The sequence below is a fragment of the Inquilinus sp. genome (assembly GCF_039594555.1).
Lineage (GTDB): Bacteria > Pseudomonadota > Alphaproteobacteria > DSM-16000 > Inquilinaceae > Inquilinus.
Genome location: NZ_JBCNNF010000225.1, coordinates 1 through 11242 on the forward strand (window position 1 = coordinate 1; position 11242 = coordinate 11242).

General features: G+C 70.8%; 10 protein-coding genes. 4 read left to right on the forward strand and 6 right to left on the reverse strand.

Translation table 11 applies throughout. The features are described 5' to 3' along the window. Positions 1-315: 315 nt before the first annotated feature. Complete coding sequence (locus ABDW35_RS22155) at positions 316-960, forward strand: SGNH/GDSL hydrolase family protein (protein WP_343716052.1); 645 nt, start codon at positions 316-318, stop codon at positions 958-960. A 134-nt stretch (positions 961-1094) separates the two neighbouring features. Here the strand turns inward: ABDW35_RS22155 and ABDW35_RS22160 are convergent, their stop codons facing one another. From ABDW35_RS22160 to ABDW35_RS22185, 6 genes are all read right to left on the reverse strand, one after another. Beyond that, positions 1095-2615, reverse strand: a complete 1521-nt coding sequence (locus ABDW35_RS22160; protein WP_343716053.1) for a carboxypeptidase M32 — start codon at positions 2613-2615, stop codon at positions 1095-1097. Beyond that, the gene (locus tag ABDW35_RS22165) at positions 2605-3633 is read right to left on the reverse strand and encodes an ABC transporter ATP-binding protein (protein WP_343716054.1); all 1029 of its coding nucleotides are present in this window, start codon (positions 3631-3633) and stop codon (positions 2605-2607) included. The genes ABDW35_RS22160 and ABDW35_RS22165 overlap by 11 nt, the downstream gene beginning before the upstream one ends. Then, a complete protein-coding gene (locus ABDW35_RS22170; RefSeq protein WP_343716055.1) occupies positions 3630-4619 on the reverse strand; it encodes an ABC transporter ATP-binding protein in 990 nt (329 codons plus the stop codon). Before ABDW35_RS22170 ends, ABDW35_RS22165 begins: the two co-directional genes overlap by 4 nt. Further along, complete coding sequence (locus ABDW35_RS22175) at positions 4616-5455, reverse strand: ABC transporter permease (protein WP_343716056.1); 840 nt, start codon at positions 5453-5455, stop codon at positions 4616-4618. Before ABDW35_RS22175 ends, ABDW35_RS22170 begins: the two co-directional genes overlap by 4 nt. After that, complete coding sequence (locus tag ABDW35_RS22180; RefSeq protein WP_343716057.1) at positions 5452-6387, reverse strand: ABC transporter permease; 936 nt, start codon at positions 6385-6387, stop codon at positions 5452-5454. The genes ABDW35_RS22175 and ABDW35_RS22180 overlap by 4 nt, the downstream gene beginning before the upstream one ends. Positions 6388-6655: 268 nt before the next feature. Then, complete coding sequence (locus tag ABDW35_RS22185; protein WP_343716058.1) at positions 6656-8236, reverse strand: ABC transporter substrate-binding protein; 1581 nt, start codon at positions 8234-8236, stop codon at positions 6656-6658. Positions 8237-8443: 207 nt separating this feature from the next. On the opposite strand from ABDW35_RS22185, the gene ABDW35_RS22190 reads away from it, so the two are divergent. From ABDW35_RS22190 to ABDW35_RS22200, 3 genes are read left to right on the forward strand one after another with little or no spacing between them, the layout of a single operon-like run. After that, positions 8444-9427, forward strand: coding sequence for a GntR family transcriptional regulator (locus tag ABDW35_RS22190; protein WP_343716059.1), 984 nt, complete (start codon positions 8444-8446; stop codon positions 9425-9427). Continuing rightward, positions 9424-10125 carry a creatininase family protein gene (locus tag ABDW35_RS22195; protein ID WP_343716060.1) on the forward strand — a complete coding sequence of 234 codons (702 nt, stop codon included), beginning with the start codon at positions 9424-9426 and terminating at the stop codon, positions 10123-10125. Before ABDW35_RS22190 ends, ABDW35_RS22195 begins: the two co-directional genes overlap by 4 nt. Further along, complete coding sequence (locus tag ABDW35_RS22200; RefSeq protein WP_343716061.1) at positions 10122-11147, forward strand: 2-dehydropantoate 2-reductase; 1026 nt, start codon at positions 10122-10124, stop codon at positions 11145-11147. The genes ABDW35_RS22195 and ABDW35_RS22200 overlap by 4 nt, the downstream gene beginning before the upstream one ends. The last annotated feature ends 95 nt before the right edge of the window (positions 11148-11242 follow it).

An 11242-nucleotide genomic window follows, 5' to 3' on the forward strand; every position in this document is an offset into this window, starting at 1 on the left:
GTCGCGGTCGAGGATGACGGCGTCGGCATCGGCCCGGCCGCGGCGGGATCGACCGGGCTGGGCCAGAAGATCATCTCCGCCATGGCCAGCAAGCTGGGGGCCCTCGTGCAGCACGACCCGGCCCATACCGGGACGCGGGTGGTGCTGACCTTCGCCGCCTGAAGCGGGAACAGGCATCCCGCCGACCCGTAGCGCCCCCGGATCCGTGGGCGGCGGCAGGAGATGATGTAGCGCTTCGCCAGGACCGCGTTCTGTGACACGGTGACCCCGCCCAAGGTCGCCGCAGCGGCCGATGCTGGATCGGAGGGAACCGTCTTGACCAGGACCATCCTCGCCTTCGGCGACAGCCTGACCTATGGCGCCGACGCCGAGACCGGCGGCCGTCATCCGTTCGAGGACCGCTGGCCCAGCGCGCTGGAGGTCGGGCTGGGTGGGGCGGCGCGGGTGATCGCCGAGGGGTTGGGTGGGCGGACGACGATGTTCGACGACCACGGCGCGGCGGCCGACCGCAACGGCGCCCGCATCCTGCCGACGCTGCTGGGCAGCCATTCGCCGCTCGATCTGCTGATCGTCATGCTCGGCACCAACGACCTGAAGCCGCATGTCTGCGGCACTGCCCAGGGCGCCGGGGCCGGGATGGAGCGGCTGGTCGAGATCGCCCGCACCTATCCCTATGGCGCGGGCGCGACCGCGCCGCAGGTGCTGATCGTGGCGCCGCCGCTGTTCGGACCGACCGTTGGCGGCGACTGGCAGCCCGCCGGCGGCAACGGCGCCGACGAATCCCGGAAGCTGGCGCCACGCTATCGCGAGGCCGCGGACTATTGCGGCTGCGCCTTCTTCGACGCTGCGGCCGTGGCCACGGCGTCACCGGTCGACGGCATCCATCTCGACGCGGCCAACACGCGGGCGATCGGCGCGGCGCTGGTGCCTGTGGTGCGTCAACTTCTCGGGCTGGGCTGACAGGCCTCAGGCGACGGCAAGAACCGTCATTGCGAGGAGGCGCAGCCGACGAAGCAATCCATGGTCCAGCAAGAGCTGCCGCATGGATTGCTTCGCTGCGCTCGCAATGACGATCTTTTATAGTCACTCTGGTATTAGGCCGCCTCGGCGAGCGGATACTTCGCCTCGAGATAGGCGAGGTACGGCTCGGGATCGAGGCCTCTGCCGGTCGCGGCCTGCAGGATCTCCTCCGGCGTGCGCGACCGGCCGTGGCGGTGCACGGCGCGGTTCAGCCAGAGCTTCAGCGGCGCATAGTCGCCAGCCTCCAGCCCCGCCGCCACCGCCGGGTCCCGCTCTGCCACCGCGAACAGCTGCGACGCCATGACGTTGCCCAGCGTGTAGGTCGGGAACGACCCGACATAGCCGGTCGACCAGTGCACGTCCTGCAGCACGCCGCGGGCATCATCCGGCACGTCGAGGCCGAGATCGGCCTTCATCCGCTCGGCCCAGGCAGCGGGCAGGTCGGCGACGGCGAGGTCGCCGGCGATCACCGCGGCCTCCAGCTCGACCCGCAGCATGATGTGCAGGTCGTAGGTCAGCTCGTCCGCCTCGACCCGGATCAGGCCCGGCCGGACATGGTTGACCGCGCGCCAGAACTCCAGGGCCGAGACATCGGCCAGCTGCTCCGGGAAGGCGTCGTGCAGCAGGCCGAAATTCAGCTCCCAGAAGCGGCGGGACCGGCCGACCCGGTTCTCCAGCAGCCGCGACTGGGATTCATGCATGCCGAAGCTGGCACCGCCGACGGCGTAGAGGTTGATGATGTCGGTCGCCAGCGCCGACCGGCCGATCTCCGGGTCGATGCCCTGCTCATACATCCCATGCCCGGCCTCGTGCAGCGCCGCGAACAGCCCGGCGGGCAGGTAGCCGGGGCGGTAGCGCGCGGTGATGCGGACATCGTCGCGGGTGAAGGAGATCTCGAACGGGTGCACCGTCTCGTCCAGCCGGCCATGGGCGTAGTCGAAGCCGACCCGCTCGGTCAGCACCCGGGCGAACTGCTTCTGCCGGTCCACCGGATAGTCGCGGTCCAGGAAGTCGCGCCGCGCCGGCGGCCGGTCCAGCACCCGCTGCATCAGCGGCACCAGCCGGCCCCGCAACGTGGCGAAGAGGGGCCGCAGCCGGGCCAGGGTCATACCCGGCTCGTATTGCGCCACCAGCGCGTCATAGGGGTGCTCGGACCAGCCCAGCGCATCGGCGATCCGGCGCTGCAGCGCGAAGCTGCGCTCCAGATACGGCCGGAAGGCGGGGAAGTCGGATCGGGCCCGCGCCGCCACCCAGGCAGCTTGGGCCTCGGTCTTCAGCAGCGCCGCCTCGTGCAGCAGCGTCTCGGGGATGCGGTCCAGGGCGGCGACGCCGTCCTGCATCGCGGCCACGGCGCGGCGGCGCCGGCTGCCCTCCGGCTCGCCGGCCACCGCGTCGCGGGCGGCGGCCAGGGCGTCGCGCATCGCCGGGCCGGTCGCGATCTGCCGGGCGATGGCGGTCAGCGTGGCGATCTGCCGGCCGCGAGCCGCGGCGCCGCCCGCCGGCATCTGGGTGCGCGAATCCCAGACCAGCAGGTTGACGGCATTCAGCACGTCGTTCAGCCGGCCGGATTCCTCGGCGAAGCGGTCATAGCCCATGGGCGGCTTCCTTCTGCGGCAGCGGCACGGCGGCGGGCGCCTGGTCCAGCAGGTGGCAGGCGGCGCTGCCGGTCTCGGTCTGCCGGGGCAGCGGCGCCTCGACCCGGCAGCGGTCGAAGGCATGCGGGCAGCGCGGGTGAAACGGGCAGCCGGTGGGCAGGTCGACCGGGCTGGGCAGCTCGCCCCGCGCCGCCGGCACGCGGTGGCGCCGGGTTGGGTCCAGGTCGGGCGCCGCGGCCAGCAGCGCCTGGGTGTAGGGGTGCCGCGGCGCCGCGAACAGCGCCTCGGTCTCCCCGGTCTCGACGATGCCGCCGAGATACATCACCGCCACCCGGTGCGAGAGGTGGCGGACCAGGCGCAGATCATGCGCCACGAACAGCACGGTCAGGCCCAGCCGCTGCTGCAGCTCCAAGAGCAGGTTCACCACCTGGGCCTGGACCGAGACGTCGAGGGCGGAGACCAGCTCGTCCGCGATCAGGCAGTCCGGCTCGACCGACAGCGCCCGGGCGATGCCGATGCGCTGGCGCTGGCCGCCGGAGAATTCATGCGGATAGCGGTCCGCCGCCTCGCGCGGCAGCCGCACCAGGTCCAAAAGCTCGGCGATGCGGGCCGGGATCTGGGCCCGCGGGCGCATGCGGTGCACCGACAGCGCCTCGGCCAGGGTCTGGCGCACGGTCATGCGCGGGTTCAGGGATCCGCGCGGGTCCTGGAACACCATCTGTACCCGGCGGTTGAAGGCGCGCCGCGCCGCCCCCTCCAGCGACCGAATGTCGGCGCCGTCATAGCGCATGGTGCCTTCATCCGGTTCGATCAGCCGGACGATACAGCGGGCCAGGGTGGATTTGCCGCTGCCGGATTCGCCGACGATGCCCAGCGTCTCGCCGCGCTTGACCGCCAGGTCGATGCCGTTGAGGGCGTGCACGGCCGGGTGGGGGCGGCGGCGCAGCGCGTCGGCCACCGTGCGCTCCAGCCGGAAGCGCTTGGTCAGCCCGGCGATCTCCAGGATCGGCGCGCTCATGCCGCGTCCTTTGCCGCGGCGACCCGCGCGCTCTCGAAGCAGGCGACAGCGGCGTCCGGCTCCACCGGCTCCAGCACCGGCCGCTCGGCCCGGCAGCGCGGGGTGGCGAAGGCGCAGCGCGGGGCGAAGGCGCAGCCGGGCGGCCGCTCGGTCAAGGGCGGCGGCGCGCCGTCGATCGAGCGCAGCGGCAGCCGCGGCCCGCCGCCGCGCGGCACCGAGCCGAGCAGGCCGAGCGTGTAGGCATGGCGCGGCCGGTCGAACACGGCGGCGACCGGCCCGGTCTCCACCACCCGGCCGGCATACATCACCGCCATGCGGTCGCAGCTCTGCGCCACCACGCCGAGATCGTGGGTCACCAGGATCACGCTCATCCCCAGCCGGTCGCGCAGCTGCAGCAGCAGGGTCAGGATCTGGTCCTGGATGGTGACGTCCAGCGCCGTGGTCGGCTCGTCCGCCAGCAGCAGCTTCGGTTCCGAGGCCAGCGCGATCGCGATCATCGCCCGCTGCCGCATGCCGCCGGAGAACTGGTGCGGATAGTCGTCGAGCCGGCGGGCGGCCGCCGGGATGCCGACCAGGTCCAGCAGCTCGCGCGCCCGGTCGCGCCGGGCCCGGCGGCCGAGATCGGTGTGCGTCCGCAGGCTCTCGTCGATCTGCAGCCCGATCGGCAGCACCGGGTTCAGCGCCGTCATCGGCTCCTGGAAGATCATGGCGATCTCGCCGCCGCGCACCCGGCGCAGCGCCGGCTCCGGCAGCGTCCTGAGGTCGCGGCCCTGCCACAGCACCTGGCCGCCGACCCGCCCGGGCGGCCGCACCAGCCCCAGCACCGCGCGCAGGGTGACGCTCTTGCCCGAGCCGCTCTCGCCGACCAGCCCCAGCACCTCGCCGGCGCGCAGGTCCAGGTCGACGCCGGCCACCGCGGCGGCCTCACCCCCGCCGGCCGGGAAGGTCGCGGTCAGGCCGCGGATCGACAGCACCGTCTCGCTCATGATTCCGGCCGCAGCAGGTCGGCGACGCCGTCGCCCAGCAGGCTGAAGCCGAAGCCGGTGACGACGATGGCGACGCCGGGGAAGATGGTCATCCACCATGCCTGGGACATGAAGTTCTTGCCGTCGGCGATCAGCAGGCCCCATTCGGCGGCGGGCGGCTGGGCGCCGAGGCCGAGATAGCCGAGGCTGGCGCCCAGCAGGATCGACAGCGCCATGTCGGTCATCCAGTACACCAGCACCGGCGAGGCCGCGTTGGGCAGCAGGTGCCGCAGGATGATGCGGGCGTCGCCATAGCCCATCACCTTGCCGGCGGCGGCATAGTCCAGCCGGTTCTGCACCTTGACCTCGGCCGCGGTCAGCCGGGCATAGAACACCCAGCCGACGGCGCCGACCGCGATGTACATGTTGACCAGGCCAGGCCCCAGCACGGCGACGATGGCGATCACCAACACCAGGAAGGGGAAGGTGATGACCACGTCGACGATGCGGCCGAAGATCGGCTCCCAGATGCCGCCGTAATAGCCGACCAGCGCCCCGATCGCGGTGCCGAACACGACCGGGAACAGGGTGGTGAACACGGCGATCTGCATGTCGACGCGATAGGCCCAGATCACCCGGCTCAGGATGTCGCGGCCGAAATTGTCGGTGCCGAAGGGGTGCCCCCAGCTCGGCGGCTTCATCAGGGCGCGATAGTCGAAGGCGGTGGGGTCGTAGGGCGCCGCGAGATGGGGGGCAATCGCCAGGACCAGGCTGACGCCGACGATCAGCAGGCCGGCGATCAGGGCGGCGGAGGGGCGCCGCCGGGCGCGGGCCGGGGCCAGGCCGGTCGCGGTCACGCCTTCACCCGCGGGTCGAGCGCCGCCTGCACCAGGTCGGTCGCCAGGAACACCAGCGCCACCAGCACCGCCATCGCCAGGGTCAGCCCCTGCACCACGGGATAGTCGCGGCCATAGATGCTGTCGATCATCAGCCGGCCGGCGCCGGGGATGGCGAACACCGTCTCGGTGATCACGGCACCGCCGATCAGCGTGCCAACCGACAGGCCAAACAGGGTGACGGTCGAGATCAGGGCGTTGCGCAGCACGTGCCGGCCCAGCACCAGTCGCGGCGCCAGGCCCTTGGAGCGGGCGAAGTCGACATATTCCGCGCCCAGCACCTCGATGATCGACGCGCGCAGGTTGCGCATCAGCACGGCGGACAGGCTCAGCGCCAGGGTCAGGGCCGGCAGGAACAGGTGCCAGATCCGGTCGCCCCAGTCGTCGCCATAGCCGCCGACCGGGAACCAGCGCAGCCCGGCGGCGAAGACGGTCAGCAGCACCAGGCCGAGATAGAAGATCGGCATCGACAGCCCGACCTGGAAGGCGCCGCGGATCACGGTGTCGGCGGCCCGCCCGCGCCGCATCGCCGCGGCGAAGGCCAGCGGCACGGCCAGGATCAGCGCCAGCAGCGCGGCGAAGCCGGTCAGCACCAGGGTCACCGGCATCCGCTCCAGGATCAGGCGCATCACCGGCACCTTGAGGTGGATCGAGGTGCCGAGGTCGCCCTGGACGATGCGCTGCAGGAACAGCAGGAACTGCGCCGGGATCGACCGGTCCAGCCCCAGCTGGGCGTTCAGCCGCGCCACGTCGGCATCGGTGGCGCGGTCGCCCAGCATGGCGCTGGTCGGGTCGCCCGGCAGCAGCCGGACCAGCACGAAGATCACGACCAGCACCAGGAACAGGGTCGGGACCAGCTGGATCAGCCGCTTGGCCACGTGGTTCAGATTCACCGGCAAGCCTCCTGTCCTCGCGGCCAGCCGGCAGAACCTCGTTCTCTGTCCCTAAGAGTCCCCCCTCCCCTTGCGGGAGGGGGGCAGGGGGAGGGGGGTGTCGATCGAAGAGAACCGACGCGGCAGGGCTGAAGCATGTCGAGGGTCGATACTTTGCCCGACGATCGGGGCGAGCGGTGCGAACCCCCTGCCCCCCTCCCGCAAGGGGAGGGGGGACTCGAGAAAACTGGCGTTCGTGTCACGAGGCGGCCCGGCCCATGCATCCGCATCACTTCGTCAGATACGCCCCGGCGAAGATGTTGTTGCCGAGCGGGATCTGGACGAAGCCCTGCACGTTCTTGCGCAGCGCCACCGGATAGGGCGTCTCGTACAGGTACAGGAGCGGGCCCGTCGCGTTGTAGATCTTCTGGATCTGGGCGTAGTCCTCGGCCCGCTTCTTGGCGTCGCTCTCCTTCTGCGAGGCCTCGAACAGCTTGTCGACCTCCTCGTTCTTCCAGCCGGAATGCAGGGCGTCGATCACCGGCGAATAGGCGAAGTAGGAGGTGATCTCGTTCGGGTCGTTCAGGTCGTCGGTCCAGGCCGCCATCCGCATCGTGAAATTGCCCTTGCGGTAGCGGTCGGTCAGCGTCGCGTTGTCGACCTGCTCGATGTCCAGTTTCACCCCGACCGCCGCCCACATCTGCTGCACGGCGGCGCCGATGCCCAGCTGGTCCTGGTTGCCCGGCAACGCCATGACGCTGGTGGTGAACCCATTGGGGAAGCCGGCATCGGCCAGCAGCTGCTTCGCCTTGGCGACGTCGACCGGGTACAGCGGCGTGTCGCCGGAATGGTACAACGTCGCCGACGACATGTAGGAGGTCTGCGGCTTGCCGACGCCATGGGTGACGATCTGGATGATCGCGTCCTTGTCGACGGCATAGTTCAGCGCCTGCCGCACCTTCTCGTTCGACAGCGGGTTGTCGCTGCCGTCGGCCAGCTTCGGCCGGACGTTCATGACGACGTACTGCACCCGGGTCGACGGGTAGAGCTGCATCTGCAGGTCGGCGTCGCCCTGCAGCTCGGCCACCCGCGCATAGGGGATGAACTCGGCCCCGTCCAGCTCGCCCGACTGCAGCTTCAGGATGCGGGTGGCGTCGTCCGGGATGATCTCGAAATCGACGGCGTCGAGATAGGGCAGGGGCTTCCCGTCCTCGCCCGCCTTCCAATAGTAGGGGTTGCGGACGATCCGCATCGACGACCCGCGCTCCCACTTGTCGAACATGAAGGGGCCGGAGCCGATCGGGTGCTCGGCGAAGGCATGCGCCTTCTCGTCGTCGGTGGCGCCGGGCGTCGCCTCGAAGGCGGCCTTGGGCAGGATCGCGGTGTTGAAGGTCGACAGCGCGGCGATGATCGCCGGGTCCGGGTGCTGCAGCTTCAGCACCACCGTCTTCGGGTCCTGGATCGTCACCTCGGCGATCGAGGCGACCAGGCTGTTCCAGATGCCGTTCTTCGGGTTGCGGGCCCGGTCCAGCGACCATTTCACGTCGTCGGCCGTGATCGGCTTGCCGTCGGAGAACTTGGTGCCGTCGCGCAGGGTCAGGGTGACGGACAGGCCATCATCGGACACCTTCCAGGCGCTGGCCAGGCCCGGCTCCACCGACAGCCCGTCGGCCGAGGGCGCCAGCAGCGTGTCGTACAGATTGGTCAGGATCCAGATGTCGACGTTGGCGTCGTTCAGCACCGGGTCCAGGAACAGGCTGTCGGCATAGCGGCCGTACCGCAACTCGCCGCCGCGCTCGACCGCCAGCGCCCCCGCGCTGGTCCCCGCCAGCAAAACCGCCGCCACGGCTGCCTTGAGCAGCATCTTCATCGCGACCTCCACTGTTGATTGAAGCCCTCCCGGGTCGCCATGTGTTCTGGCGTATTAGAACGCTAGCGCGAGGGTGGCGAAGGAGTCAATCGACGTCGGATGGGCACAATCCGGAAACAAATGCAACATCTTGGCCGAAATTCGGAAACCGCGTTGCCGTTGCGGGAATGAGTGTGCTAGTCGGTTGATACAGGAGAGTCCTGTCCCATGAAGCTGCAGATCGACCGCGAGCTCCCTGTGCCCCTCGGGCTCCAGGTCAAGGGCCTGATCGAATACGGCATCGCCTGCGGCGAGCTGAGCCCGGGCGAGCGGCTGCCCTCGGTGCGCGAGCTGGCGGAGAGGCTGGCGGTGGCGCCGATGACGGTGGCGCTGGTCTATCGCGGCCTGCGCGAGGCCGGGCTGATCGAGACCCGGCGCGGCCGCGGCTGTTTCGTGGCCGAGAGCGCCGAGCCGCGGCAGCGCCCCCGAACCGAGATCGCCGAGATCCAGCACCGGCTGGACCATCTGATCGATGACGCCATGGCGATCGGGCTGACCCCGGCCGACCTGACCGGCATGGTCCAGGCGCGCCTGGCCCAACGCCGCCCGCAGCGGCGGGCGCGCAATGTCGTCATGCTCGGCCTGTTCCGCGACGCCACCCGCGCCTATGCCGCGGCGATCCAGTCGCGCCTGCCGTCCGGCACCGCGGTGCAGCCGCTGACCATGGACGAGCTGCGCGGCGACGACGCGGCGCGCCGCCGGGCGGCGGAGGCCGAGCTGGTGGTGACCTTCCCCAACCGCCAGCGCGAGGCTGCGGCGTTGCTGCCGGACAGCCGGGTGATCGCGATCCGCTTCATCCCGTCGGAGGAGACGCGCCGGGCCCTGGCCGGGCTGGACCCGCTGGCCCGCCTCGGCATCGCCTCGCGCTTCGCCGACTTCCTGCCGATCATGAAGTCGGGGGTGCAGCGCTTCGCCCCGCATGTCCGCCAGGTCGCCGCCGCCGCGCTGGGCACCCCGGCGCTGGACGGCGTGATCGACCAGTCCGACGTCGTCGTCCTGTCCACCGGCGCCGAGAGCGTGCTGCCGCGGCTGCGCCCGGGCGTCCGGGCCATCGAGTACCGGCACAGCCCGGACCCGGTGGATGTCGACCAGCAGATCGTCCCGTTGCTCTCGCCCGAGGGCGTCGCCGAACCGCAGGAGGCTGTGCCGTGAAGATCAGCGAGATGAACTGGAGCCAGGTGGAGTCCTGGCTCCAGCGCGACGACCGCGCCGTGCTGCCGCTGGGCAGCACCGAGCAGCATGCCGGCCTCAGCCTGTCGGTCGACAGCATCCTCAGCGAGCGGGTCGGCCTCGAGGCGGCAGAACCGCTGGGCGTACCGGTGTTCCCGGTCGTCGCCTACGGCATCACGCCGTATTTTCTGGCCTATCCCGGCACCGTCAGCCTGCGGGTCGAGACCTATGCCAGGCTGGTGCAGGACATCCTGGACAGCCTGCACCGCACCGGCTTCCGCCGCATCCTGATCGTCAACGGCCATGGCGGCAACCAGCCGGCCCAGTCGGTGGCGACGGAATGGATGACCACGCATCCGGGCACGGCGGTGAAGTTCCACAGCTGGTGGAACGCGCCGGAGACCTGGGCCAAGGTGCAGTCGATCGACGGCCAGGCCTCGCACGCCTCCTGGATGGAGAATTTCCCCTGGACCCGGCTGGCCGGGGTCGACCAGCCGACCCAGCGCAAGCCGATGATCGACTCCGCCCGGATGCGGGTGATGGATCCCGAGGCGGTGCGGCGCTATCTCGGCGACGGCAATTTCGGCGGTTACTACCAGCGTCCGGACGAGGAGTTGCTGGCGATCTGGCAGGTGGCGGTGGCCGAGACCCGCGCCCTGATCGAGGGACCCTGGGCATGAGAGACTCCTCGCCGATCCTGATCTGGGGCGCCGGCGCCATCGGCGGCAGCGTGGGCGCCGCCCTGTTGCGCGCCGGAATCGACGTCCTGTTCGTCGACCAGGCCGCCGACCACGTCGCCGCGATCAATGAGCGCGGGCTGCGCATCACCGGCCCCCTGGCCGAATACACGGTGCCGGCCCGCGCGGTCACGCCCGACGCGGTGCAGGGCGAGTTCGAGCGGGTGTTCCTCTGCGTCAAGGCGCACCACACCGCGGCGGCGATCGAGGCCGTGGCCCCGCATCTGACCCGCTGCGGCTATGTCGCCTCGCTGCAGAACGGGCTGAACGAGCGGGTGATCGCGGCGAGGGTCGAGAAGGTCCGGACGATCGGCTGCTTCGTCAATTTCGGCGCCGACTACATCGAGCCCGGCGTGATCCTGCATGGCGGCCGCGGCGCGGTCGTGGTCGGCGAGCTGGATGGCGAGCGCACGCCGCGGATCGAGCAGCTGCACAGCCTGATGCGGCGGTTCGAGCCGAATGCGGTGCTGACCGACAACATCTGGGGCTATCTCTGGGGCAAGCTGATCTACGGCGCGCTCCTGTTCGCCACGGCGGTGACGCCGGACTCGATCGCCGACGTGCTGGCGGCGCCGCGCTACCGCCCGGTGCTGACCCGGCTGGGGCTGGAGGTCGGCGCCGTCGCCGCCGCCGAGGGGATCAAGCCCGAGGCGTTCGACGGCTTCGACCCCACGGCCTTCCGCCCCGGCGCGCCGGCGGAGGCGACCACGAAATCCTTCGACGACATGGTGGCGCACAACCGCAAATCCGCGAAAAGCCACTCGGGCATCTGGCGCGACCTGGCGGTGCGGCGCCGGCCGACCGAGGTCGACGCCCAGCTGGGCCCGATCGTCGAGATCGGGGCGCAGCACGGCGTGCCGACCCCGATCACGGCGCGGCTGATCGCGCTGATCCACGACATCGAGGCCGGGCAGCGCGAGATGGCGCTGGCCCTGCTGGACGAGTTGGAGGCCGTGACGGCCTAAGCAGGGTGATGCCGGGTCACGCGGGCGTTGCCTCTCCCGCTTGCGGGAGAGGTCGGAGACGCGAAGCGGCTCCGGGTGAGGGGAGTTTGTCGAGG

What these genes read in the sequence shown, in the direction of transcription:
- ABDW35_RS22160 (WP_343716053.1), bottom strand. Translation starts at nt 2,615, where the DNA reads ATGGGCTATGACCGCTTCGCCGAGGAATCCGGCCGGCTGAACGACGTG.
- ABDW35_RS22165 (WP_343716054.1), bottom strand. Translation starts at nt 3,633, where the DNA reads ATGAGCGCGCCGATCCTGGAGATCGCCGGGCTGACCAAGCGCTTCCGG.
- ABDW35_RS22170 (WP_343716055.1), bottom strand. Translation starts at nt 4,619, where the DNA reads ATGAGCGAGACGGTGCTGTCGATCCGCGGCCTGACCGCGACCTTCCCG.
- ABDW35_RS22185 (WP_343716058.1), bottom strand. Translation starts at nt 8,236, where the DNA reads ATGAAGATGCTGCTCAAGGCAGCCGTGGCGGCGGTTTTGCTGGCGGGG.
- ABDW35_RS22190 (WP_343716059.1), top strand. Translation starts at nt 8,444, where the DNA reads ATGAAGCTGCAGATCGACCGCGAGCTCCCTGTGCCCCTCGGGCTCCAG.
- ABDW35_RS22200 (WP_343716061.1), top strand. Translation starts at nt 10,122, where the DNA reads ATGAGAGACTCCTCGCCGATCCTGATCTGGGGCGCCGGCGCCATCGGC.